The sequence below is a fragment of the Azospirillum sp. TSH58 genome (genome assembly GCF_003119115.1).
Classification (GTDB): domain Bacteria; phylum Pseudomonadota; class Alphaproteobacteria; order Azospirillales; family Azospirillaceae; genus Azospirillum.
Map to the genome: position 1 here is coordinate 2737604 of NZ_CP022364.1, position 23144 is coordinate 2760747.

The 23144-nt window shown below is 69.7% G+C and carries 25 protein-coding genes; 13 read left to right on the plus strand and 12 right to left on the minus strand.

The window, feature by feature from the left end; translation table 11 throughout:
- The first annotated feature begins 10 nt into the window (after positions 1-10).
- The 3 genes from asnB (at position 11) to TSH58p_RS16490 (ending at position 3164) form a co-directional block, all read left to right on the plus strand.
- Positions 11-1996: an asparagine synthase (glutamine-hydrolyzing) gene (gene asnB / locus TSH58p_RS16485; RefSeq protein WP_348981724.1), complete on the plus strand. Its 1986-nt coding sequence runs from the start codon at positions 11-13 to the stop codon at positions 1994-1996.
- Positions 1993-2142, plus strand: a complete 150-nt coding sequence (locus TSH58p_RS33140) for a hypothetical protein (RefSeq protein ID WP_158282586.1) — start codon at positions 1993-1995, stop codon at positions 2140-2142. Before asnB ends, TSH58p_RS33140 begins: the two co-directional genes overlap by 4 nt.
- A 92-nt stretch (positions 2143-2234) precedes the next feature.
- Complete coding sequence (locus TSH58p_RS16490) at positions 2235-3164, plus strand: DMT family transporter (RefSeq protein WP_109069635.1); 930 nt, start codon at positions 2235-2237, stop codon at positions 3162-3164.
- On the opposite strand, the gene TSH58p_RS16495 is transcribed toward TSH58p_RS16490, so the two are convergent.
- The gene (locus TSH58p_RS16495; protein ID WP_247873985.1) at positions 3133-3612 is read right to left on the minus strand and encodes a GNAT family N-acetyltransferase; all 480 of its coding nucleotides are present in this window, start codon (positions 3610-3612) and stop codon (positions 3133-3135) included. The two genes, TSH58p_RS16490 and TSH58p_RS16495, sit on opposite strands and share 32 nt — an antisense overlap.
- A 232-nt stretch (positions 3613-3844) precedes the next feature.
- Here TSH58p_RS16495 and murA point away from each other — a divergent pair, with 232 nt between their 5' ends.
- The 4 genes from murA (at position 3845) to TSH58p_RS16515 (ending at position 7222) form a co-directional block, all read left to right on the plus strand.
- Positions 3845-5149, plus strand: a complete 1305-nt coding sequence (gene murA / locus TSH58p_RS16500) for a UDP-N-acetylglucosamine 1-carboxyvinyltransferase (RefSeq protein WP_109069636.1) — start codon at positions 3845-3847, stop codon at positions 5147-5149.
- A gap of 44 nt (positions 5150-5193) precedes the next feature.
- Positions 5194-5658, plus strand: a complete 465-nt coding sequence (locus tag TSH58p_RS16505) for a DUF2948 family protein (RefSeq protein ID WP_109069637.1) — start codon at positions 5194-5196, stop codon at positions 5656-5658.
- 13 nt (positions 5659-5671) lie between these two features.
- The gene (locus TSH58p_RS16510; protein ID WP_094307333.1) at positions 5672-6091 is read left to right on the plus strand and encodes an OsmC family protein; all 420 of its coding nucleotides are present in this window, start codon (positions 5672-5674) and stop codon (positions 6089-6091) included.
- 99 nt (positions 6092-6190) lie between these two features.
- Positions 6191-7222, plus strand: a complete 1032-nt coding sequence (locus TSH58p_RS16515) for an SDR family oxidoreductase (protein ID WP_109069638.1) — start codon at positions 6191-6193, stop codon at positions 7220-7222.
- Positions 7223-7226: 4 nt separating this feature from the next.
- On the opposite strand, the gene sugE is transcribed toward TSH58p_RS16515, so the two are convergent.
- From sugE to TSH58p_RS16540, 5 genes are all read right to left on the minus strand, one after another.
- Positions 7227-7544 (minus strand): quaternary ammonium compound efflux SMR transporter SugE, encoded by a 318-nt coding sequence (gene sugE / locus TSH58p_RS16520; RefSeq protein WP_109069639.1) that lies wholly within the window; start codon positions 7542-7544, stop codon positions 7227-7229.
- Between the two features lie 152 nt (positions 7545-7696).
- The gene (locus TSH58p_RS16525; RefSeq protein ID WP_158282587.1) at positions 7697-7870 is read right to left on the minus strand and encodes a hypothetical protein; all 174 of its coding nucleotides are present in this window, start codon (positions 7868-7870) and stop codon (positions 7697-7699) included.
- An 83-nt stretch (positions 7871-7953) separates the two neighbouring features.
- Positions 7954-8499, minus strand: coding sequence for a hypothetical protein (locus TSH58p_RS16530; protein WP_109069640.1), 546 nt, complete (start codon positions 8497-8499; stop codon positions 7954-7956).
- On the minus strand, positions 8496-9068 hold the full coding sequence (locus TSH58p_RS16535; RefSeq protein ID WP_109069641.1) for a hypothetical protein: 573 nt from the start codon (positions 9066-9068) through the stop codon (positions 8496-8498). Before TSH58p_RS16535 ends, TSH58p_RS16530 begins: the two co-directional genes overlap by 4 nt.
- 19 nt (positions 9069-9087) lie before the next feature.
- Positions 9088-10137: a hypothetical protein gene (locus tag TSH58p_RS16540; RefSeq protein WP_146205854.1), complete on the minus strand. Its 1050-nt coding sequence runs from the start codon at positions 10135-10137 to the stop codon at positions 9088-9090.
- A gap of 295 nt (positions 10138-10432) precedes the next feature.
- On the opposite strand from TSH58p_RS16540, the gene TSH58p_RS16545 reads away from it, so the two are divergent.
- The 4 genes from TSH58p_RS16545 to TSH58p_RS16560 all read left to right on the plus strand — a co-directional run bounded on the left by TSH58p_RS16545 (position 10433) and on the right by TSH58p_RS16560 (position 14398).
- On the plus strand, positions 10433-12208 hold the full coding sequence (locus TSH58p_RS16545) for a DUF3369 domain-containing protein (protein ID WP_109069643.1): 1776 nt from the start codon (positions 10433-10435) through the stop codon (positions 12206-12208).
- 155 nt (positions 12209-12363) lie between these two features.
- Positions 12364-12927 (plus strand): SiaB family protein kinase, encoded by a 564-nt coding sequence (locus tag TSH58p_RS16550; RefSeq protein ID WP_247873986.1) that lies wholly within the window; start codon positions 12364-12366, stop codon positions 12925-12927.
- 26 nt (positions 12928-12953) lie between these two features.
- Positions 12954-13352, plus strand: coding sequence for a DUF1987 domain-containing protein (locus tag TSH58p_RS16555; protein ID WP_109069732.1), 399 nt, complete (start codon positions 12954-12956; stop codon positions 13350-13352).
- Complete coding sequence (locus TSH58p_RS16560; RefSeq protein ID WP_109069645.1) at positions 13349-14398, plus strand: sensor histidine kinase; 1050 nt, start codon at positions 13349-13351, stop codon at positions 14396-14398. The genes TSH58p_RS16555 and TSH58p_RS16560 overlap by 4 nt, the downstream gene beginning before the upstream one ends.
- A gap of 22 nt (positions 14399-14420) precedes the next feature.
- Here TSH58p_RS16560 and TSH58p_RS16565 read toward each other — a convergent pair whose 3' ends face one another.
- From TSH58p_RS16565 to TSH58p_RS16590, 6 genes are all read right to left on the minus strand, one after another.
- Positions 14421-15152: a response regulator transcription factor gene (locus TSH58p_RS16565; protein ID WP_109069646.1), complete on the minus strand. Its 732-nt coding sequence runs from the start codon at positions 15150-15152 to the stop codon at positions 14421-14423.
- A gap of 137 nt (positions 15153-15289) precedes the next feature.
- Positions 15290-16864 carry a SpoIIE family protein phosphatase gene (locus TSH58p_RS16570; RefSeq protein ID WP_109069647.1) on the minus strand — a complete coding sequence of 525 codons (1575 nt, stop codon included), beginning with the start codon at positions 16862-16864 and terminating at the stop codon, positions 15290-15292.
- Entirely contained in the window at positions 16861-17673 is an 813-nt protein-coding gene (locus TSH58p_RS16575; RefSeq protein ID WP_109069648.1) for an ABC transporter substrate-binding protein, read from the minus strand. The genes TSH58p_RS16570 and TSH58p_RS16575 overlap by 4 nt, the downstream gene beginning before the upstream one ends.
- Positions 17674-17784: 111 nt before the next feature.
- A complete protein-coding gene (gene ftsH / locus TSH58p_RS16580) occupies positions 17785-19575 on the minus strand; it encodes an ATP-dependent zinc metalloprotease FtsH (RefSeq protein ID WP_109069649.1) in 1791 nt (596 codons plus the stop codon).
- Positions 19576-19763: 188 nt separating this feature from the next.
- Positions 19764-20729, minus strand: coding sequence for a DnaJ C-terminal domain-containing protein (locus TSH58p_RS16585; RefSeq protein ID WP_109069733.1), 966 nt, complete (start codon positions 20727-20729; stop codon positions 19764-19766).
- Positions 20730-20777: 48 nt separating this feature from the next.
- Positions 20778-21233 (minus strand): RT0821/Lpp0805 family surface protein, encoded by a 456-nt coding sequence (locus TSH58p_RS16590; RefSeq protein WP_094302341.1) that lies wholly within the window; start codon positions 21231-21233, stop codon positions 20778-20780.
- A gap of 181 nt (positions 21234-21414) precedes the next feature.
- Between TSH58p_RS16590 and pdxH the strand changes: the two genes are divergently transcribed.
- Both pdxH and TSH58p_RS16600 read left to right on the plus strand, forming a co-directional pair.
- The gene (gene pdxH / locus TSH58p_RS16595; RefSeq protein ID WP_109069650.1) at positions 21415-22026 is read left to right on the plus strand and encodes a pyridoxamine 5'-phosphate oxidase; all 612 of its coding nucleotides are present in this window, start codon (positions 21415-21417) and stop codon (positions 22024-22026) included.
- Between the two features lie 34 nt (positions 22027-22060).
- Positions 22061-22996, plus strand: a complete 936-nt coding sequence (locus TSH58p_RS16600) for a cation diffusion facilitator family transporter (RefSeq protein ID WP_109069651.1) — start codon at positions 22061-22063, stop codon at positions 22994-22996.
- Positions 22997-23144 lie beyond the last annotated feature (148 nt).

Here is a 23144-nt window from a genome sequence, read left to right on the forward strand (position 1 = left end):
AGGGCGCGCCGTGTGTGGAATCTGCGGCTTCCTGGCCGGCCCCAGCCCCGGCTCCGGAGCGGGCTCCGTGCCCGGGCTTGAAGCCACAGCACGGCGCATGGCCGACACCATCGCCCACCGCGGCCCCGACGGGGACGGCGTGTGGGCGGACGGGGAGGCCGGGATCGCGCTCGGCCACCGGCGGCTCGCCATCTTGGAGCTGTCACCGCTCGGCCGCCAGCCGATGGAATCGGCGGACGGGCGCTGGGTGATCGCCTACAACGGCGAGATCTACAATTTCCAGGATCTGCGGGCGGAACTCGAAGCCGCCGGCCACCAATTCCGCGGCCATTCGGACACCGAGGTCCTGCTGGAGGGCTGCGCCGCCTGGGGCGTCGAGCGCACCGTGCGCCGGCTGGTCGGCATCTTCGCCTTCGCCCTGTGGGACCGTCGTGAGCGCACCCTTTATCTGGTCCGCGACCATCTGGGGGTGAAGCCGCTCTACTGGGCGCGGATGGGCGGTGCGCTGCTGTTCGGCTCCCAGCCCAAGGCGCTGCGCGCCCATCCCGCCTTCGCGGCGGAGATCGACCGCGACGCGCTGTCCGCCTATCTGCGCTTCAGCTACGTCCCGGCGCCGCACAGCATCTACCAGGGCGTCCACAAGCTGGAGCCGGGCAGCATCCTGACCGTCCGACCGGGGCGCGAGCCGGAGCGCACCGTCTATTGGAGCGCGGGCGAAGCGGCGCGCGCCGGCATCGCCGACCGGCTGTCGCTGTCCGACGCCGAGGCGACGGATGCGCTCGAATCGCTGCTGAAGGATGCGGTCGGGCGGCAGATGATGGCCGACGTGCCGCTGGGCGCCTTCCTGTCCGGCGGGATCGACAGTTCCACCGTCGTCGCGCTGATGCAGGCGCAGAGCGCGCGGCCCGTGCGCACCTTCACCATCGGTTTCGGCGAGGACGGCTACGACGAGGCGGTGCACGCCCGCGCGGTCGCCGCCCATCTCGGCACCGAGCACACCGAGCTTCGGGTGGAGGCCAGCCACGCGCTGGAGATCATCCCCAAGCTGGCCGACTGGTACGACGAGCCCTTCGCCGACAGCTCGCAGATCCCGACGCTGCTGGTGTCGGAGATGACCCGGCGCTCCGTCACCGTGGCCCTGTCCGGCGACGGCGGGGACGAGCTGTTCGCCGGCTACAACCGCTACCTCACGGCGCCCGCCCTGTGGCGGCGCATGGCGAGCCTTCCCGCCGGTCTGCGGCGCGGCGCCGCCGGGCTGATCCGCGCCGTCCGGCCCGCCGGATGGGACGCGCTGGCCGGGCTAATCCCCGAGGGGCGGCGCCCGCGCCAGACCGGCGACAAACTGCACAAGCTGGCCGGCGTTCTGGATGCCGCCGGGCCGGACGCCATCTACCGCCGTCTGGTCAGCCAGTGGCAGGACCCCGACGCGCTGGTCCGCGGCGGGCGGGAACCGCATGGCCCGGCCTGGGACGACGGGCTGGCGGCGGGCATCCCCGATTTCGTCGAGCGCATGCAGCATCTCGACAGCGTCACCTACCTGCCGGACGACATCCTGGCCAAGGTGGACCGCGCCAGCATGGGCGTGTCGCTGGAGGCGCGCGTGCCGCTGCTCGACCACCGGGTGGTGGAGTTCGCGTGGCGTGTGCCGCCCTCGCAGAAGCTGCGCGACGGCAAGGGCAAGTGGCTGCTGCGGCAAGTGCTCTACCGCCATGTCCCGCCGGCTCTGGTGGAGCGGCCCAAGGCCGGCTTCGCCATTCCGCTGGACGGCTGGCTGCGCGGCCCGCTGCGCGACTGGGCGGAGGATCTGCTGGACGAGGGGCGGCTGCGCCGGGAGGGCTTCCTCGACCCCGCGCCGATCCGCGCCTGCTGGGCGGAGCATCTGGCGGGAACCCGCAACAACCAGCACCGGCTCTGGAACGTGCTGATGTTCCAGGACTGGAACCGCCGCTGGGGCAGCGCCGCCGCCCCGGTCCCGCTTGCCGCGAGCGCCGCATGACCACGGAAGACCAGACCAAGACTCCCGCCGCCGTCCCGCCGAAGAAGGACGACAAGCAGGACCGGCTCGCCGCCCGCCTGCGCGAGAATTTGCGCAAGCGCAAGGAACAGGCGCGCGGGCGGGAAAAGGACGGCCAGCCGGGCTGACCCCTCGGTGTCCGTGACGCATTTGCCGCATCGGTTCGGCGCGGGGCGCACGCTATCGTTGCCGCCGATCCGGAACGGGGCAGGGCAGGGTTATGGCGGTTGATCCGGCGCGGGCGCGCCTGTGGGGGTATGGCTGCATCGTCGCCTCCGCGCTGCTGTTCGGCGTGGCCGGGACGGCGGCCAAGATGATGTTCGTCGCCGCCATGCCGCCGCTGGTCATGATCGCGGTGCGCGCCATGGTGTCCGCCGCCGCCCTGGCCCTGATCATGCTGGCGCTCGGCCGGCCGATCCGGGTGCGGCGGGTGGACCTGCCGTTCCTGGGCGAGCTGGCGGTGTGGCTGACGCTGGTCAACCTGACCTTCTTCTACGCCATCGCCCTGACCAACGTGGCGCTGGCGCTGATGCTGGAATACACCGCGCCCATGCTGATCGTGGCCGCCGGGCTGCTGCTCGGCACCCACCGGATGAACCGGGCGGTCGCGCTGATCCTGGCGGGCAACGCCGCCGGCTGCTTCCTGCTGGTCGGCGCCTACGACCCGGCCCTGTGGTCGGGCAACGCGCTGGGGGCGGCGGTGGGGATGCTCTGCGCCGTGTCCTTCGCCGCCTACAACGTCCGCTGCGCCCACGGCCACCGGCGGGGGCTGGACAGCTGGTCGATGACCTTCTGGCCCTTCTTCCTGTCGGCGCTGTTCTGGCTGCTCGCCACCCCGGCCATCGATTACGCGGCGGTCGAGGTGACCTGGGAGACCGTGGGCTTCGTGCTGTTCATCGGCGTCTTCGGCACGGTGGCGCCCTACTGGCTCTATCTGGAGGGGCTGAAGACCATCGAGCCGTTCCCGGCGACGGTGATCGGCATGCTCGATCCCGTCTTCGCCGGGGTGACGGCCTTCCTGCTGCTGGGCGAGAGCTTCGAGCCGCCCCAACTGGCCGGGATGGCGGTGGTCTGCGCGGTGATCGTCTTCCTGAAGCGCAACGAGGCCGCCGTGCAGGCTATTCCCCGTCCCGCGGCAGAGCCTTCCTGAGCCAGATCTGCGTGTGCCCCGGCGGGTAGCCCTCCATCTCCGCCCACACCTCGTAGCCCTGCTTGCGGTAGAAGCCCGGCGCCTGGAAATCGTAGGTGTAGAGGCGCGACCAGCGGCAGCCGCGTTTCACCGCCTCCTCTTCCGCGGCGGCGAGCAGGCGGGCGCCGAGACCGCCGCCGCGCCGCCTGTCATGGACCCACAGATAGTCCACATACAGCCACTCCCAGTTGGTGTAGCCGGTCAGGCCGGCCATCAGCGCCCCGTCCGCGTCGCGGACGGTGATCATGATCTCCCGCAGGTCGTAGGGGGCGGTGAAGCGCTCGTTGAAGGCGCGCAGTGCGCCGTGGATCTGCTTCACCTCGTCCGGGTCGAGCCGTCCGGAGAGGGAGAGGGTCAGCCCGGCCATCATGCTGTCCTGGGTGTTGTCCCGGGCGCTGTCCTGTGTCACGCGGTCCGTCCTTTCAATTGCGGCGGGAGAAGGGCTTCCATGAGAAAAAGCCTCAATTCCTTCCCTTGAGCGCGCCCGCATGCTCCGCTACAACGCCTGACAGATTCAATCCCCGTAAGACCCGAGGAGTCCGCCGACGACGGGCCTGTCGCCGGACCCTCGGACCCGCAAGATGGCCTAATCCGCCGGGCTTCGGCCTTTTCGACAGCATCTGACCGGACAAGACAGCTTCATGGACAAGATCCGCATCCGCGGCGGCAAGCCCCTTCACGGGTCGATCACGGTCGGCGGCGCCAAGAACGCGGCGCTGCCCCTGATGACCGCGGCGCTCCTCACCGACGGGACGCTGACGCTCACCAACCTGCCGATCCTCGCGGACATCAACACGCTGTGCAACCTGCTGCTCCAGCACGGCGTCGCGATCCACATGGCCGGGGCGGGCGGGGATTGCGCCGGCCGCGTGGTGGAGTTCACCGCCCGCGACATCACCAACACCACGGCCCCCTACGACCTCGTCCGCAAGATGCGGGCGAGCGTGCTGGTGCTCGGCCCGCTGCTCGCCCGCTGCGGCGAGGCCAAGGTGTCGCTGCCCGGCGGCTGCGCCATCGGCGCGCGCCCGGTGGACCTGCACATCAAGGGCCTGGAGGCCATGGGTGCGGACATCCGCATCGAGGGCGGCTACATCGTCGCCAAGGCGCCGCAGGGCGGCCTGCGCGGTGCGGAATACGTGTTCCCCAAGGTGTCGGTGGGCGCCACCGAGAACCTGCTGATGGCCGCCACGCTGGCCCGCGGCACCACGGTGCTGGTCAACGCCGCCCGCGAGCCGGAGGTCACCGACCTCGCCGAATGCCTCGTCAAGATGGGCGCGAAGATCACCGGCATCGGCACCGACCGGCTGACCATCGTCGGCGTGGACCGGCTGGACGGCGCCCGCCACATGGTGGTGCCGGACCGCATCGAGACCGGCACCTACGCCATGGCGGCGGCGATGACCGGCGGCACGCTGGACATCCTGAACACCCGCCTGGACCTGATCAAGGCGGCGGTGACCGCCCTGGTCCCGGCGGGCGTGGAGTTCACGGAGATCGAGACCAACGGCCAGACGGGCATCCGCGTGTCCCGCGCCAACGGCGAGCTGGTCGGCGTGGACGTGATGACCGAGCCCTATCCCGGCTTCCCCACCGACCTTCAGGCCCAGATGATGGCCCTGATGTGCACGGCCAGGGGTGCAGGCATGATCACCGAGACCATATTTGAGAATCGGTTCATGCACGCGCCCGAGCTGACCCGCATGGGAGCCCGCATCACGGTGCACGGTTCCTCCGCCCTCGTCCGGGGTGTGGAGCGTTTGACCGGCGCGCCCGTTATGGCGACGGATCTCCGCGCGTCGGTGTCGCTGGTCCTGGCCGGTCTTGCGGCGGAAGGGGAGACGACGGTCAACCGCGTCTATCACCTCGACCGCGGCTACGAGCGGCTGGAGGAGAAGCTGGCGGCCTGCGGCGCGGACATCGAACGCATCCGGGCGGAGGACGACTGACGGCGTCCTGCGCCTGCTCAGCCGTCCACAGCGAAGGGAAGCTCATGTCCGCCACGCCGATCCGCCTGCGCGCCCAGGATGCCGAGGATCTGAAAGTCGTCTCCGCCTGTCTGCAGGACGCCATCCTGCCGATCGGCGACATGTGCTTCCTGCCCGAAGAGGCGCGCTTCGTGCTGGTGGCCAACCGCTTCAAGTGGGAGACGGCGGGCAAGCGCCGTCCCGGCCCCACCGCCGACGACGATCACCTGAACCCCTTCGAGCGCGTCAATTGCGGCGTGCGGATCGAGGGGGTGAAGGCCGTGAAGCTGCGCGGCCTCGACATGAAGGACCGCGCGCAGATCCTGGAGCTGCTCTCCGTCGAGGCGGCGGAGGGCGCCCTGATCCTGAATTTTGCCGGCGGCGCCTGCATCCGGCTGGAAAGCCCATCCTGGACCTGCTTCGTGGAGGATCTGGGCGAGCCCTGGCCGACCGGCTGCAAGCCCTGCCATCCATTGGAAGACGAACAATAATCGGGAGACCGCCATGAAGGCGCGGGTGAAGTGGGTTGATGGGCGGATGTTCGTCGGCGAGTCCGGCAGCGGCCACGCCGTGGTCATGGACGGCGCGCCGGAGGCGGGCGGGCGCAACCTGGGCATCCGTCCCATGGAGATGCTGCTGATCGGCATGGGCGGCTGCACCGGCTTCGACGTGGTGATGATCCTGGAGAAGGGCCGTCAGGCCATCACCGACTGCGTGGCCGAGATCGAGGCCGAGCGCGCCGAGACCGACCCCAAGGTCTTCACCAGGATCCACGTCCATTTCGTGGTGACCGGGCGCGGCCTGGACCCGGCGAAGGTGGAGCGCGCCATCGCCCTGTCGGCGGAGAAATACTGCTCCGCCTCGATCATGCTGGGCGCCACCGCCGCGATCACCCACGATTTCGAGATCGTCGAGGCGCCGTAAGCGTAACGGCGTCACCGGACCCACGTTGGCGGAACCGGCGGGCTTCGGGCGGGTTGGGACAGCGTCGATGCTCGTCCCAGCCCATGGAGCCCTGCCGCCATGCCCACAAGCCCCATTGCCGGCCGGACCCGGCCCGTCGTCGTCGTCACCGGAGCGTCTGCCGGGGTCGGGCGGGCGACGGCGCTCGCCTTCGCGCGGGAATGGGGTGCGGCGGTCGGGCTGATCGCCCGCTCCCGTGACGCTCTGGAGGCGGTGGCGGCGGAGATCGAGCGGCTCGGCGGCACGGCGCTGGTGCTGCCCGCCGACGTGGCCGACGCCGAAGCGGTGGAGGCCGCCGCCGACGAGGCCGAGCGGACGCTCGGTCCCATCGACGTCTGGGTCAACAACGCCATGGTGACGGTGTTCGGCCGCATCCGCGACCTGACGCCCGAGGAAATCCGGCGGGTGACCGAGGTGACCTATCTCGGCTCCGTCCACGGCACCATGGCGGCGCTGCGCCGCATGCTGCCGCGCGACCGCGGCCTCATCCTTCAGGTCGGGTCGGCGCTGGCCTACCGCTCCATCCCGCTCCAGGCCGCCTATTGCGGCGCTAAGAGCGCCATCCGCGGCTTCATCGACAGCCTGCGCTCGGAACTGATCCACGACGGCAGCCGCCTGCGGGTGACCATGGTCCATCTGCCCGCCGTCAACACGCCGCAGTTCGACTGGGCGCGCAGCCACATGCCGCGCCGGGCGCGGCCGGTCGGCGCCATCTTCGACCCCGACGACATCGGCCGCGCCATCGTCCGGGCCGCCGCGGACCCCAAGCGGGAACACTGGCTGGGCTTCACCACCGCCGAGGCAATCCTCGGCACCCAGGCGCTTCCCGCCTACGCCGATTACCGGGTGGCCTTCACCGCCTTCGAGGGGCAGGAAACGGAGGAGGCGGAAGCGCCGGGCCGGCCCGACAACCTGTTCGAGCCGGTGTCCGGCCTGCACCGCACGCACGGGCGCTTCACCGGGCAGGAGGAGCGCCTGTCGCTGAACACCATGGGAACCGCGGCGCGCGGCTTCGCCTTCCTCGCCGGCCTTGCCTTGGCCGGAGGGATCGGCTACGCCGCGCGCGCGGTCCTGCGGAAGGAGCGCGCCTGACGGGTCAGGGCGTGATCAGCTTCAGCCCGAGGATGCCCGCCACGATCAGCGCGATGCAGCCGAGCCGCAGGATGTCGGCGGATTCCCCGTAGAGCCAGATGCCCAGGATGACGGTGCCGACCGTTCCGATGCCGGTCCACACGGCGTAGGCGGTGCCGAGCGGCAGCGACTTCAGCGCCATCCCAAGCAGGGCGAGGCTGATGACCATCGAGGCGACGGTCAGGGCGGTGGGAATGGGGCGGGTGAACCCCTCCGTCTGCTTCAGACCGACGGCCCAGCCGATTTCAAAGAGGCCGGCAAAGAACAGGATGACCCAGGACACGGAACACCTCCGATGGATTGGAGGCAGGGTCGTCCCCGCCGAACTCCCCACGCCCGGTGCGGGCGTGCCGTGGTGAGGTCGTCCTCACGGGAGGGCGACCGGGATATAGGGATGCGGGCGGTCCGGTCAAGACCCGTGGCCAAGCCCTGTGCTCAAGCGCCCTCCCAGCGATGGCCGCTGTCGGTTTCGCACAGCATCGCGACTTCGCGGCGGGGGCAGCGGCGGTCGTCCAGCGGCAGGACCGTGAAGCCGGGCGCGGGGCGTTCGCGGGTGGCCGGCTGCGACGGGGAGGAGGGCTGCGGGGGCGTTGCGGTGCGGCGGAGCATGGCGGTCACCAGGGCGGGAGGGGCGTTCGATCCACTCTAGCCGCGGCGTTCTCCCCGCGCTGTGGCGGGCCTCACAAGGCGCGTCAGGCCCGCTTGCGCTCCGCCGCGTCCTTGGGCAGGAACAGGCGGCAGGTCAGGACCGGCCCGATCTCGTAGCCGTTGACGCGCGGGAAGCGCTGGGCAACGCGATCCAGCGCCTCCTTCTGGTTGGCGGCGACGACCAGATAGGCCCGCCCGTCGCGCCAGGAGGCGGCCATGGCGCCGCTGGTGTAAAGCGCGTCGGGGGCGCGGCGCACCGTCACCTCCCAGATGGTTCCGGGCCGCGCCTCCAGCCGGTCGAAGACATGGAAGAGTTCCATAGGCGCCTGCTGGACCGCGTCGAGCTGCCGTTCCAGGACTTCCACCTGCCGCTTGGCCTCGACCAGCGCCTCCTCCAGGCCCCCCAGCGTTCCGCGCGTCGTCTCCAGCGTCTTCCGAGCCTCCTGGAGGCGCTGCTCCATGGTCCGGATGTCCTTTTCGGCGGTGGCGATCTCGTCGCGCGCCGCTCGGACGCGGCGTTCGCCCATCCGGTTCACCAGGACGCTGGTCGCCAGAAGCAGCAGCGCCGCGTAGAGGATGATCGCCGTCATGGGGAGACCGGCCGTGCGCCGTCGTTGGCCCCGCTTGCCGCCGGGATCAACGGGATCGTCTCGGGCCGCGAGGACAGGACGCCGTTGCGCGCGCTGAAGGCGCGCTGGAGCATCGCCGCCGCGGCGTCCGGCGTGTCGGCCCAGACGCGGGCGATGTTCCGGCGATCCCAGATCGCCCGCGCGAACAGCATGCGCCGGGGATCGAGCCGGGCGAAATCCGGGACGGTGCGCAACTCGCTCTCATAGCGCTGGGCGCCGCTCTGGGCGTCGCCGATCTCGTGCACCAGGGCGATCTTGGACGCCTTCACCGACGCGATCAGGCCGGTCAGGCGCCCGCGCTCGGCGGTCAGCCGGTCGAGGGCCTCCTGCCGGGCGGCGCTTTCGGCCCGGGCGTCCTCGATCCGGCGGTCGAGGGCGGCGAGGTCGGCGGCCTGGGCCTCCAGCTTCCGCCGCACCAGCGCCTTGCGGCTGCCGGAGGCGGTCAGGCGCGAGGCCTCGTAGACCACGGACAGGCCGAGCGCGCCGACGCACAGGACCAGAACGGCGAGGGCGAAGGTGTCCATGTTCATCGCATCACCATCCGAGCCATCAGCGCACACCCGGAGCGCCGGGCGCGTCCACCGCCCCGGCCATGGGGAGCCCCAGCCGTTCGGCGGACGCCGGGGACGGGGATTGTCCGGACCGCCGCGCGGCTTCGAACAGGTCCCGCAGGCCGCGGTCGGAACCGCGCGCCGGGCCGCCGCCAAGCGCGGTAAGGTCCGAAACGCCGCCGTCCGTCTCCTCGCTGTGCGCCGTCAGCCACGCGGCGGCGGCATCGACCAGCGGCAGGGGCAGCAGCGCGCGAAGCGCCGCGCCGAGCAGAGGGTCGCGGCGGGTGTAGAGACCGGCCACCGCGAACAGGGCCATCGCCTCCGGCGGGACGCTGTCGCTGGCCAGGGCGCCGCGCACGCAGGCCAGCAACTCGTCGATCTCCATGTCCGGCGCCCGCCCGCCCAGCGTCCGCCATCCGTCGGACAGGCGCAGCGCGGCGGCCAGCGTGTCCACGTCCATGCCGTCCAGCGGCCGGAGCATGGCCACTCCGCCGGGAATCGCCAGGGTGCTGGCGGCGCGCATGCGGTGGGTGTTGGCCTCCTCCAGGAACAGGGCGAGCGCGGTGGGGTCGGTGCGCAGCGCGTCCAGGACGGCCAGCGAGCGGTCGCGCAGGACGTCCGCCCAATCCACCATCTCCGGCGAGGCGAGCACCCGGTCGAGGGCGCCGTTGACCAACCGGTTCTCCAGACGGTTCTGCACGGTGGCCGGCAGGTCGTCCATGCGCCGCGACAGGGCCGGCCACCAGCCGGCGGTGTCGAGGACGCGGATGCAGCCGGGCAGCGGCTCCGCGACCGACAGCAGGACCGGATCGCGCAGCATCACCGGTTCCAGCCAACGCGCCCAGAGGCGGCGCGTGTGCGCCTGCCGCCGGCTGGACAGCAGGCCGAGGAGCATGGCGCGCACCGGCAGTCCGACCGTCCGGTCCGCGGCCCGCGACGCACCGGGATGGTGGTCGAAGCGCGAGAGGAACCGGCGGAACGCCGCGTAACGGCCGGTGGGCGCACCGTCCAGATTCGTGCCGTCCAGGGTCGTGGCGTCCGAGGTCATGCCGTCCAGGTCCCTACCATTGGAATCCCCATTTTTGAGGTCCCCGCCCTTGAGGTCCATGTCCATACGCGGGCAAACTCCCTCGTTTTCGGAGAGTATAAAAGATTAAAGTAATACTTGGGTATTCATCAAAGGGCAGAATCGGCCCAAATTCGTGCTAGGTGCCTCTAATGCATGGCGTTTTGTGACAATTTGCTACAGCCCTGGACGGGTCGGCTTAGGTCTCGTACCGCTTTGGTGCCTTCCTTGTCCGTCGATGCGGAACCATTTGGGTAGGTCGTGCGTGGAGGAGAGCATGGGCCAGGATATGGACGAAGGTCTGGACGACGAACCGTTGTTCGGACCCGACGACGGCTTCGCCGACGACTCCGCGGCCAACGCCCGGCCGGCGGACCCGTGGCCCGTCCTGGTGGTCGACGACGATCCCCAGGTCCATACCATGACCGAGGTGCTGCTGCGCGATTTCGAGTTCGAGGACCGGCCGTTCGAGGTGGTCAGCGCCCTGTCGGCCGCGGCCGCCCGGTCGCTCCTGCTGACCCGCCCGGACATCCCGGTGGCGCTGCTCGACGTGGTGATGGAGACGGACGACGCCGGACTGCGTCTGGTCCGCTTCATCCGCGAGGACCTGAACAACCACCGCATGCGCATCATCCTGCGCACCGGCCAGCCCGGACAGGCGCCGGAGCGGGACGTGGTCGTCGCCTACGACATCAACGATTACAAGGCCAAGAGCGAACTCACCGCCCAGCGTCTGTTCACCACGCTGGTCAGCGGCCTGCGGGCGTGGCGCGACATCGTGACCATCGAGCGGCACCGCCAGGGGCTGGAGCGCATCCTCGCCGCCTCCGCCCCGCTGTTCGAAACCCGCTCCATGCGCACGCTGGTGGAAGAGCTGGTGGACCAGCTCAGCAAGGTCGTGGACCACAGCGGCGGCGCCGTTCTGGCCTGCCGCATGGTGGACCGCGGCGACGGCAAGACGCGGGCCACCGTGGTCGCCGGTTCCGGCCGCTTCGCGCGGTTCGTCGGGCGGCCCGCTTCCGACGCCCTGGAGCCCGACCTGACCGCGCAGGTGGTCGCCGCTTTCGAGACGCAGCAGAGCAATTTCGGGTCGGCCCGCTGCATCCTCGCCTTCCGCACGCGGGAGCACGGGACGACGGTCTTCGCCCTGGAGCGCAGCGAGCCCTACCGCGAAGACGATCACCGGCTGCTGGAGCTGTTCTGCGCCCGCGTCATCATCGGCTTCGACAATGTGTGCCTCTACGAGGACCTGGTGGCGCTGAACCAGTCGCTGGAGCGGCGCGTGAGCGAGCGGACGGCCGAGCTGGCCGCCAACCAGGCCGCCCTGGTCGCCGCCAAGGAGCGGGTGGAGCGGGCTCTGGAGGCGGAACTGGTCGCCCGCGAGCAGCAGCGCCAGTTCGTCACCATGGTCAGCCACGAGTTCCGCACGCCGCTGGCCATCATCGACAGCGCCGCCCAGATGCTGACGCTGCGGGCGGAGCGGGAGACGCCGGACTCGCTGGAACGGCTGCGCGTCATCCGCAGCAGCGTCCAGCGCCTGACCGGGCTGATCGACACCCATCTGACCGACGAGCGGCTTCAGGCCGGAACGCTGAGGGTGCAGCGGGCCGAGGTCGATCTGAGGGCGCTGCTGCGCTCGGTGACGGAACCCTTCCGCACCGCCTACACCGGCTGCGACTTCCACCTGGATCTGGACCGGCTGCCGTCCGTGGTCTTGGCCGACGGGCATCTGCTGGGCATGCTGTTCAGCAACCTGCTGAACAACGCCTTCAAATATTCGGACGGCGACTGCCGCATCGCCGTGCGCGGCGAGACCGACGGCTGCGTGGCGGTGGTCGAGGTGGCCGACCAGGGGCGTGGCATTCCGCAGCACGAGTTGCCCCTGCTGTTCGAGCGGCATTACCGGGGAACCGGTTCGGCCGGCGTGCCGGGGACGGGCATCGGGCTGCACACGGTGCGGCAGATCATCCTGCTGCACGGCGGCTCGATCAGCGCCGAAAGCACGGTCGGGCAGGGCAGCGTCTTCCGCGTCCGTCTCCCGATGAAAAGCTGACCGCGTCCGGTCCGCCGCCGCCCTCCCTTGATAATCCTTCCAGCGCGGCGGGCGGAAATGTAACGTGCTCATAACAAGGCCGACGCGATTGCCGGACACCGCTCCGGACCCTTCCGACGCGGCGGGCGGCCTTTTCGCACTCCAACGGAAGAACCGTGGACTCCACCATGCTCGCTCAGCAATATGCCGGGATCAAACGGGACCTCGACGAGAAAGGCATCATTTTCTCGTTCAGCGGCTATCTGTCCGAGGGGATACTCTATTCCTTGGGAGAGGCGTTGCGGGAGAAGATGACCCTGGAGGAAACCGACGGCCCGACGGTCCGCCGGGTCTTCGCGGTCTTCGTCGAGCAGATGCAGAACATCATCCGTTATTCGGCCGAGAAGATGACCGGCGCGCGCGAGAAGCCGGTCGAGCTGAGCGCCGGGATGGTCACCATCGGCATGGAAGGCGGGAAGGTCTTCATCGTCTGCGGCAACACCGTCTACAACGCCGATGTGCCGCGCCTGCGCGACCGGCTCGAATATCTGAAGGGCTTGGACAAGGACGCCCTCAAGACCTATTACCGGGAGCAGCTGCGCGAAACCCCGGAAGAGGGCGCGCGGGGCGCCAACATCGGGCTGATCGAGATCGCGCGCCGCGCCAGCGAACCCATCGAGTATGATTTCCTCGAAATGGACGAAGGCAAAAGCTTCTTCTGTCTCAAGGCTCGGATCTGAGAGCGGCTGTGGACATCCGGACGACCATGGAATCCCTGAAATTGCCCGCGACGGGCCGGACGCCCGAAGTCGATTTCGACTTCGCCCAGGGCGTGCTCCGCCTCAGCGGCGAGTCCTATCCCGACGACGTCGCGACCTTCTTCGGCCCGATCTTCGGCGCGCTCCGCGCCTTCCTCGCCGAGGCGGGCGGCCACCCGATCCGCTTCGACATGGAACTGCTGTATTTCAACAGCTCCAGCGCCAAGGCCCTGATGAACATCTTCCAGATGCTGGAGACGGCGGCCGGCAACGGGCGCAGCATCTCCGTCACCTGGTGCTACGAGGAAAACGACGATTCGATGCAGGAGCTGGGCGAGGATTTCGCCGAGGACCTGCACCACGTCGCCTTCACCCTGAAACAGATTCCCGCAGACGGGGCGCCATGACCTTCAACCTCTTCGCCGCTGAGGAGCAGGCCATCGAGCAGGCCCGCCTTCTGGGGGAGAGGCTGGGCGCCGCCGCGCCCGAACTGCGCGCCGACTTCGAGGCGCTGGTCGAGGCGTTCCAGCGCAGCACGCGCGAGCAGCGCCGGCTGGTCCGGGTCAGCGACCGGCTGCAGGCGCAGCTCGGTTCGGCCAACCAGGAGCTGGAGCGCCGCCGGCAGGAGGCGGAGACCGCGCTGGCCGACCTGCGCGAGGCGCAGGAGGCGATGGTCCGGGCCGAGAAGCTGGCCTCCCTGGGCGCCCTGGTGGCCGGGGTGGCGCATGAGATCAACACCCCGGTGGGCATCGCCGTGTCCTGCGCGTCGCATCTGTCCGACGCCACCGCCGGGCTGCGCCGGCGCGCCCAGTCCGGCGAGCTGAGCAAGGCGGACTTCTCCCGCTATCTGGCCACGGCCACGGACACCACGGCGCTGATCCTGACCAATTGCGAGCGGGCGGCCAAGCTGATCGCCAGCTTCAAGCAGGTGGCGGTGGACCGCGCCAGCGCCGAGCGGCGGGCGGTGAATCTCAACCGCTACATCCAGGAGACGCTGGTCAGCCTGGAACCGAAGCTCCGCCAGGGCCGGCACAGCATCTCCGTCTCCTGCCCGGACGGGCTGGTGGTGGACAGCTATCCGGGCGCGCTGTCGCAGATCCTGACCAACCTCGTGATGAATTCGGTCACCCACGCCTTCGTCGACGCGCAGGGCGCGGAGGGGCAGGGCGGCGTCCTGTCGGTCACGGTGCAGGAGCCGGAGCCCGGCACCGTGCGGCTGGTCTACACCGACGATGGCCGGGGCATTCCGGCGGACCATCTGCCCCGCATCTTCGACCCCTTCTTCACCACCCGGCGCGGCGAGGGCGGCAGCGGACTCGGCCTGCACATCGTGCACAATCTGGCGGTCGGGGCGCTGAAGGGGACGATTTCGGTGGACAGCGCGCCGGGGCAGGGAACGCGCTTCGTCCTGACCTTTCCGACGAGCACCCCTCCGGACGACGCCTCCCCCTGAAGCCTGTCAGAGCACCCGGGTGTCAGACCACTCGGACCGGGGCGGAGAACACATAGCCCACGCCGTGGACCGATTTGACCGGGGCGGTTTCGCCGATGGCGTTTTCCACCTTGTGGCGCAGGCGCCCGACCACCGTGTCGATCGAGCGGTCGTCGGGGTTCCAGCGGCGATTGTAGAGCGCCACCGAGATCTGGTCGCGGGTCGCCGGCTGGCGGGCCTGCCCGGCCAGCAGCGAGACCAGCTTCATCTCCATGCTCGTCAGGCTCACCCGCACGCCCGCCGGGCTGGTCAGCGCCCAGGCCGTGGCGTCCAGAATCCAGCTCGCCTCGTCCGTCGCGGGCGGGCCGGAGGACTGCGGGGACAGCGGCGCGGTGGCGCCGTTGCTGGTCTCCAGGCGGCGGAGCAGGGCCTTGGCCTGGGCTTCCAGCTCACGCATCTCGACGGGCTTCACCAGATAGGCGTCGGCGCCCAGTTCCAGCCCGACCACCCGGTCCACGGTGGAGCCGCGCGCGGTCACCATGATGATTCCAATGGCGGGATTCTCGCGCAGCCGCGTGGCGATCTTGAATCCGTCCTCGCCCGGCAGATTGACGTCCAGAACAACCAAGGACACCGGCCGTGAGGCGATCTGTTCGTCCAGTTCGCGCCCACTCTTCGCTCCGACCGCATCGAAGCCGCAACTGCGCAGGTATTCGATCATGTCACGTCGCAGAGACGCCTCGTCCTCGACGACAACGATCGTAACGGCCGCCATCCCCTCTGCTCCCCCGTTACCGGTGCTTATTGTTCATAGGGCCGGCGCGGAAACTATATGAATTCGAATGGTAGGTCGAGCGACTTCGGCCCGCGACGGCCCCCTGCTGCACTATCACGCAATCCTCGCACGGGTAGTTACGCGATTTCCCACAGTGTGTTCCGCGTCGGGGCCGCCGGGTCGCCGGCCAGCCGGACGCGGAAGCCGATCATGGTGATGTCGTCGCGCTGCGGGCGGTCGCCCTGGAAGCCGGACAGGCTGGCCTCGATGCGCTCCTTCTGCCGGTCGAGCGGCAGGGCGCTGCACTCCTCGACCACGCCGTGCAGCCGGCGCTTGCCGAAGCTTCGCCCCCGTTCCCCGCCGCACTGGTCGGTCAGCCCGTCGGTGCAGATGTAGAAGGTCTGGTCGGGCAGCAGGTCCAGGCTGTGGTTCGTGAAGGCCGGGGTGGGGCCGGACGCGCGGTAGCCCAGGCTGCGGCGTTCGGCGCGGATCTCGGTCAACCCGTCCGGCCCGGCGATGGCCAGGGGCAGGCGGGCGCCGGCATAGACGAGCCGCCGCCGCGCCGGCTGGACATAGCACAGCGCCAGATCCAGCCCGTTGTCGAAACCGCCCTCCCAGCTCGCCGCGTCGCCGTCCTGGTGCAGAGCCGCCCGCACCTTGCCGTCCACCATGGCGAGCAGCGACGCGGGATCGGCGGCGCCCATGCCGTCCACCACGTTGTTCAGCACCGCGCTGGCCGTCATGGTCATGAAGGCGCCGGGCACGCCGTGGCCCGTGCAGTCGGCGACACCGATCAGGAAGCCGTCCTCGACCTCGCGGTAATAGTAGAAGTCGCCGCTGACCACGTCGCGCGGCCGCCACAGGACGAAATGCTGGGCCAACCCGCCCTCCAGCACCTCCGGTTTCGGCAGGATCGAGGACTGGATCAGCTGGGCGTAATTGATGCTGTCCATGATGCGGCGGTTGATGTCGGCCAGCGCCTCCGTCCGCTCCTGGACGCGGGATTCCAGGGTCTGGGTGTAGTCCTGGACCGTCTCGGCCATGCGGTTGAAGGTCTTGGTCAGGACGCCGATCTCGTCCTGCCGCTCGGTGGCGAGGCGGGCGCTGTAATCGCCGCGGGAGACCGCCTGGGTCGCCTGGGTCAGGCGCCGCAGCGGGCGGAGCACGACGCGGTTCAGCATGACGCTGATGATGGCGATCGCGGTGACCAGGGACAGCAGGAGCAGCCCGACCACCGGCAGCAGCGCGTCCAGCGTGTTCCGGTGGATCTCCGCCGTCGAATAGAGCAGGCGCAGCGTTCCCACCTGCCGGGTCACCCCGTCGCGCCCCCGCAGATCGATGACCTTCTCGACGGTGGTGGAGTCGGCGGCGGTCCTCGGGTCGCCGGACACCGCCATCGGCTCGCTGCGCCCCGGCTCGAAGACGGAGACGGCGAGAATGGCCGGGTCGCGCTCGCGCAGCGAATCGATGATGTTGCGGACGGCGCGGTCGTCGATTTCCCAGATCGGGTTGGCCAGCGCGTCCGTCTGCATGGCGGCGACCAGCTGCGCCCGCTTGGTCAGCGCCGAGAACTGCTGATGCTCCACTACGTTGGCCGAAACGGCGACGGCGACCACGCCCACGGCGGCGGCGGTGACCAGGATGATGCTGCCGACGCGGGTGATCAGCGAACGGTCGCGCCGTCCGTCGGCGAGGGAACGCAGTTCGGTCACGGGGCGATTCCCTGCCGGGTCCACAGCGCGGACAGGGCGCCGCTGCGCTCCAGCCGGTCGAGCGTTCCGTTCACCCAGGCCACGCCGACCGGACCGTCGTGGCGGACCAGGATGGTGTGCTCGTAGATCTGGTCGGTGCGCTCGGACACCAGGAGCAGCGGCGCCATGTCGGGGTTGGCCTTCAGGAACTGCGCCAGGAACGAGCGCGTGACGATGGCCAGCGCGGCGCGCCCGGCGGCGACGCTGCGCACGTTGCCCTCATGCGTGACGGTCAGCCGGGTGTTGAAGCGCTTCTCCAGGATCTCCGGATCGGCGGTCATGCCGGCGAAGGCGTAATGGTAGCCGAGCCTTCCCAGGATCGTCTTGTCGTCCAGCCGGTCGAAGTAGCTCTGGTCCATGCCCGGACCGGACTTGGCGACGAACACCTCCGCGTCGCGGAGATACACCCGCGAGGCCTCCACGGGGCGCCCCTTCCAGCCCCAGGCGAGGCTTTCGAAGGCGATCATGTCGAAGCGGCCCCGCTCCATGTCCTCGTAGCGCCGCTGGGGAGAGGTGCGGACCAGCTCGAAACGGAAATCGCTCTGCTCCGCGTTCAGCAGGTCGAGCAGGGCCTGCGTGACGCCGCCGCCGGATTCGGTGATATAGGGAGGGAACTCGTAGCCACCGACCTTGACGGTCACCGGAACGGTCGCGGAGTCGGCGGTCTTGGAGTCGGCGGTCGCCGCAAGGCCGGACGACGCAAGGCCGCCCGCCGCCCATCCGGCGAGCGCCAAGGCCAGTATCGTCCGGCGGGCAACCGCTTCTGCCATCCTCAGCCCCGATGCTGATCGCACGGCTGTGCGAAAAATCTACGGCATTTTACCAATGTATGCGCGTATGCAGCAATGTTTGTCGTTGAATGTGAACGAGAAATTTCGCGGTCAGGCCGCTTCCGTTTCCCGTTCTTCCTCCGCCAGCGCGCCGATCTCCTCGCCGCTCAGCGTCTCGCGCTCCAGCAGGGCGGCGGTGATCCGCTCCAGGGCGGCGCGGTCGGCGGCCAGGATGCGGCGGGCGCGCTCCATCCCCTCGTCGGTGATGCGCCGGACCTCCTCGTCGATACGCCAGGCGGTGCGTTCCGAGCGCACGACGGCGGGGTCGTTGCCGGCGTGGGCGACATAGCCGATGGCGTCGCTCATCCCCCAGGCGGTGACCATGCGGCGGGCGAGGTCGGTGGCGGCGCGGAAATCGGCCTCCGCCCCGGTGGTGACGGCGTCCGGGCCGAAGACCAGATCCTCGGCCGCCCGTCCGGCCATGGCGACGGCGATGTCGGCCAGCAGCTTGGCGCGCGACACCGACACGCGGTCGCCCTCCGGCAGCCGCACGACCATGCCCAGCGCGCGGCCGCGCGGGATGATCGTGGCCTTGTGGATGGGGTCGGCCTCCGGGCAGCGGATGGAGACCAGGGCGTGACCGGCCTCGTGATAGGCGGTCAGGCGCCGCTCGTGGCTGGAGAGGGCGAGGCTGCGCCGCTCGTTGCCCATCAGGACGCGGTCCTTCGCCGCCTCGAAATCGGCCATGCCGACGATGACGCGCCCGTTGCGCGCGGCGGACAGGGCGGCCTCGTTGGTCAGGTTGGCCAGCTCGGCGCCCGAGAAGCCGGGCGTGCCCCGCGCCACCGTGCGGACGCAGACGTCGGGGGCGAGGTGCAGCCGGCCGGTGTGGACGCCCAGGATGGCCTCGCGCCCGGCCACGTCGGGCAGCGCGACATGGATGTGGCGGTCGAAGCGGCCCGGCCGGGTCACGGCGGGGTCCAGCATCTCCGCGCGGTTGGTCGCGGCGATCACCACCACCTCGCCGCCGCCCCCGCTGCCGTTGACGATGCCGTCCATCTCGACCAGGAGTTGGTTCAGGGTCTGCTCCCGCTCCGAATGGGAATTGGATTCGCCGCGCTTGCCGGCCAGGGCGTCGACCTCGTCGATGAACAGCAGGCAGGGGGCGGCGGCCCGCGCCGTCTTGAAGACGCTGCGCACCCGCGCCGCGCCCAGCCCGACGAACATTTCCACGAAATCGGAGCCGGAGACGGTGAAGAAGGGCACCCCGGCCTCGCCCGCCGCGGCCTTCGCCAGCATCGTCTTGCCGGTGCCCGGCGGGCCGACCAGCAGGATGCCCTTGGGCACGCGGGCGCCGGCCATGGCGAAGCGGCGCGGGTCGCGCAGGAACTCGACGGTCTCGCGAAGCTCGTCCTTCGCCTCGTCCACCCCGGCGACGTCGGCGAAGACGGTGCCGGTGTCGCGCGGGCGGACGCGGGTGGCGCGGTTGCCGCCGAGGAACTGCCCGCCGCTGAGCAGCAGCGCACCGATCAGCAGGCCGATCACCAGGAAGGGCGCCAGCTTCTCCAGGACGGAGACGGTGCCGGAAACCAGCCCGCCGGCCTCCTCCTCGAAGGCGATGGCGATCTTCCGCCCGCGCAGCTCCTTCAGCAGGTCGTCGGTGACCGGAACGATGGCGCGCAGCCGCTGGCCGTCCGGCGTGACGGCGTGCGCGCCGTCGCCGCGGAAGGTGACCGAGGCGATGTCCCCCCGTTCCGCCGCCGCCACCAAGTCGCTGTAGGTCGCGATCTCCTCGGCGCCGTCGCGCGCGTAGTCGGTCCAGGCCGCGAAGGCGAACCAGCCAAGCAGAAGCGCAGCAACAACGGCGAGGGCGGTCAGGTACTTTTTCGGGATCGGCGGCATGGCGTCCTACGAAAGCAGCGAAAACCGTTTCCGGCACATCACCGCCATTGATGAAGGCGCCACCGCCCCGCATCAACCGCATTCGGTCCAGGACTTTTCTTTGACATACAAGTGACGAGAGGGTTAACGGTCTGTTTGCCCCCTCCCTAACCCTCCCCCGCTTCGCAGGGGAGGGGACCGATGTGGATTCACTCCAGGCCGGCCTTCTTGCGCACGTCGTAGCTGCGCGTCCTCGACCATTCCTCCATGAACTTGACCAGCTCCGCGTCGGGCGGGTCGGGGAGGACGACCTTCAGCTTCACATACTGGTCGCCGGCCTGCTTGGTGGCCTGGTTCATCACGCCCTTGCCGCGCAGCCGCAGGGTGGAGCCCGTGTTGGCCCCCGGCGGGATCTTCAGCGCGACCGGGCCGCTGATGGTCGGCACGCGGATGGTGGCGCCGAGAACCGCCTCGTTCAGGGTGATCGGCACCTCGACATGGATGTCGGAGCCCTGGCGGGTGAAGAAGGGGTGCGCCTCGACATGGACCTCGACGATGGCGTCGCCGGCCCCGAAGCCGCCGGCGCCCGGCAGCCCCTGGCCCTTCAGCCGCAGCTTGGCCTGATCCTCCGTCCCCGGCGGAACGGTGACGTCGATGCTCTTGCCGTTGGACAGGCTGATGCGCCGCTTTGTGCCCTGCGCCGCCTCGACGAAGGGCACGGAGACCGAATAATTGATGTCGCTGCCGCGCGACCGCGAACCGCCGCCGGCAGCCCCGCCCGCGCCGCCGCCGCCCGGGCCGCCGCGCTTGCGCCCGCCGCCGAACAGGTCGGAGAACCAGTCCTCGCCGCCGAAGAAGGAATCGTCGCCGGCGCCGGCGCCGCCGGCACCGCTGTAGGCGCGGCTGCGCCCGGCGTTGGCGCGGGAGCGGCCGCCGAAGCCGTGGTGCCGCTCCTGGCCGGAGGCGTCGATCTCGCCGCGGTCGAAGCGGGCGCGCTTGTCGGAATCGGACAGCAGCGTGTAGGCCGCCGAGATTTCCTTGAAGCGCTCCTCGTTCGCGGCGTTGCCGGGCTTCAGGTCGGGGTGGAACTCCTTGGCGAGCTTGCGGTACGCCTTCTTGATGTCGTCGGCGCTCGCGGAGCGGGTGAGGCCGAGGATTTGATAAGGGTCACGCATGCGTTCCACGGACAGAGTTATTCCACCCCGAAGCCCGGGGATGAGGCGTTACGAATTGGCGACAATCTTCCACGTACCGTCGGCCTGTTTGCAAGCGGTTCCGTAGGCCAATTCGGTCTGGCTCTTTGTGGTTACCGTTTGGTGGAACTCCCGGCAGTACTGGCCGGCGTTGTTGTAGCCTTCGCGCGTCGTGGTCAGCGAGCCGTAATGGCCAGTCGCCGGGTTGGTCCAGCCCACCTTGTCGCCGACCGGGGCGGCATAGGCGCGCTTGGCCGCGGTCTCGGCGGCGGCGGCGTCCGACGGCTGGATCGCCGCGCCGCCGATGAAGGCGCCGAGCAGCGGGCCGGTGCCCGAGGACGCGACCTTGCCCGACGCGTTGCCATAGGTCGACGAAATCCGGCCGCCGACGGTTTCCGCGTTCTTGGTGGCTTCCTGCGAGGTGCTGACGCAACCCGCAAGCAGGGCGATCGCCATCGCCGCCGGGACGAGCTTCTTCACGAACATCGATGCTGCCTCGAAAGGTTGGGAGCCGGCATGCCTTGCTTCTGGCGCACCGGTGGACACTCATATATGCGAGGCTATCCTATCTGTGAATTGGGCATATTTGTGAACTGGGAAGACGCCGGAAACGGCGCCGAAACTTGACGTTGAAACTTTGGGCCTACGGCCGCGCGAAGAGGGGACAATGAGCGAATCCAACGACCGGGACCCGTACGCCCTGTTCCAGGACTGGATGGACGAGGCCACCCGCAGCGAAATCAACGATCCCAACGCCATGGCGCTGGCCACCGCGGACGCGCAGGGGGCGCCGTCGCTGCGCATGGTGCTTCTGAAGGGTATCGATCCGCGCGGATTCGTCTTCTACACCAACACGGAAAGCCGCAAGGGTGAGCAGCTTCTGGCCAACGCCAACGCCGCGCTGTGCTTCCACTGGAAAACCCTGAAGCGCCAGGTCCGCGTCGAGGGCGCGGTGGAGCAGGTGTCCGACTCCGAGGCCGACGCCTACTTCGAAAGCCGCCCGCGGGAGAGCCGCATCGGCGCCTGGGCGTCGCAGCAGTCCCGCCCGCTGGAAGGCCGGTGGGAATTGGAGAAGCGGGTCGCCCAGTTCGCCGCCAAATTCGGCCTGGGCGCCGTTCCCCGCCCGCCGCACTGGACCGGATTCCGCATCCTGCCGCGGCGAATCGAGTTCTGGCAGGATCGCCCCTTCCGCCTGCACGAGCGGATCCTGTATCTGCGCGAGGGCGACCCGGCGGCGCAGGAGCCGGCGCGCTGGACGACGGAGCGTCTTTTCCCGTAAAGGACCGGTGTCGTCATCACATAAGAAGACGCTCATGAGCGAAGCGCGTTCGCACCGGCTGCGCCGTTACGCCACCTACGCCAGCGTGTCGGTGTCCCTGGCGCTGATCCTGGCGAAGCTGGCGGCCTATCTGGCCACCGACTCGGTCAGCATCCTGTCGTCGCTGATCGATTCCAGCACGGACATGATGGCCTCGGTGGTGACGCTGCTCGGGGTGCGGACGGCGCTGCGCCCGCCGGACGAGGCGCACCGCTTCGGCCACGGCAAGGCGGAGGCGCTGGCCGCGCTGGCCCAGGCCGCCTTCATCGGCGGCTCCGCCCTGTTCCTGACCATCGAGGCGGTGCGCCGTCTCATCACCCCGCAGCCGGTGGGCGAGGGGGCGGTGGGCATCGCCGTGATGCTGCTGTCCATCCTGCTGACCGCCGGCCTGATCACCTTCCAGCGCCATGTGGTGACGGCCACCGGCTCGGTCGCGGTGGGGGCGGACCGGCTGCACTACTCCGGCGACCTGCTGATGAACGCGGCGGTCATCCTGGCGATCCTGCTGACCGGATGGACGGGCATCAGCGCCTTCGATCCGCTGTTCGGTCTGGGGATCGCCGCCTTCCTGCTCTACGGCGCCCGCAAGGTCGCCAGGGAGGCGCTGAACGTCCTGATGGACCGGGAGCTGCCGGCGGAGGAGCGGGAGCGGATCGCGGCGCTGGTGATGGAGCAGAAGGACGTCGCGGGGATGCACGATCTGCGCACCCGCAGTTCCGGCGTCGGCGCCTTCATCGAGCTGCATCTGGAACTCGACCCGTCGCTGACCGTCGCCAGGGCGCACGACATCACCGATCGCGTGGAGGCCCGCCTGAAGGAGGCCTTCCCCGGCGCCGAGGTCCTGATCCACCAGGAGCCCGCCGGTCTTCAGGACGACCGGCTGGACCATCGTATTGCCGAGGGCCAAGGCACCGAGGGCGGTGACGCCTGATGGTTTTTCCGCCATCGGTTGCGGGCAAGTTACCGGTGCGCAATAATTGATCACATTGTCTTTTAGAATGACCCTTCCTCCGTTGCGCATTTGTAAGGGTTCGGTAATAATTGCATTGGATTTTAGCGCTCTGCGCATTCTTGTGAAC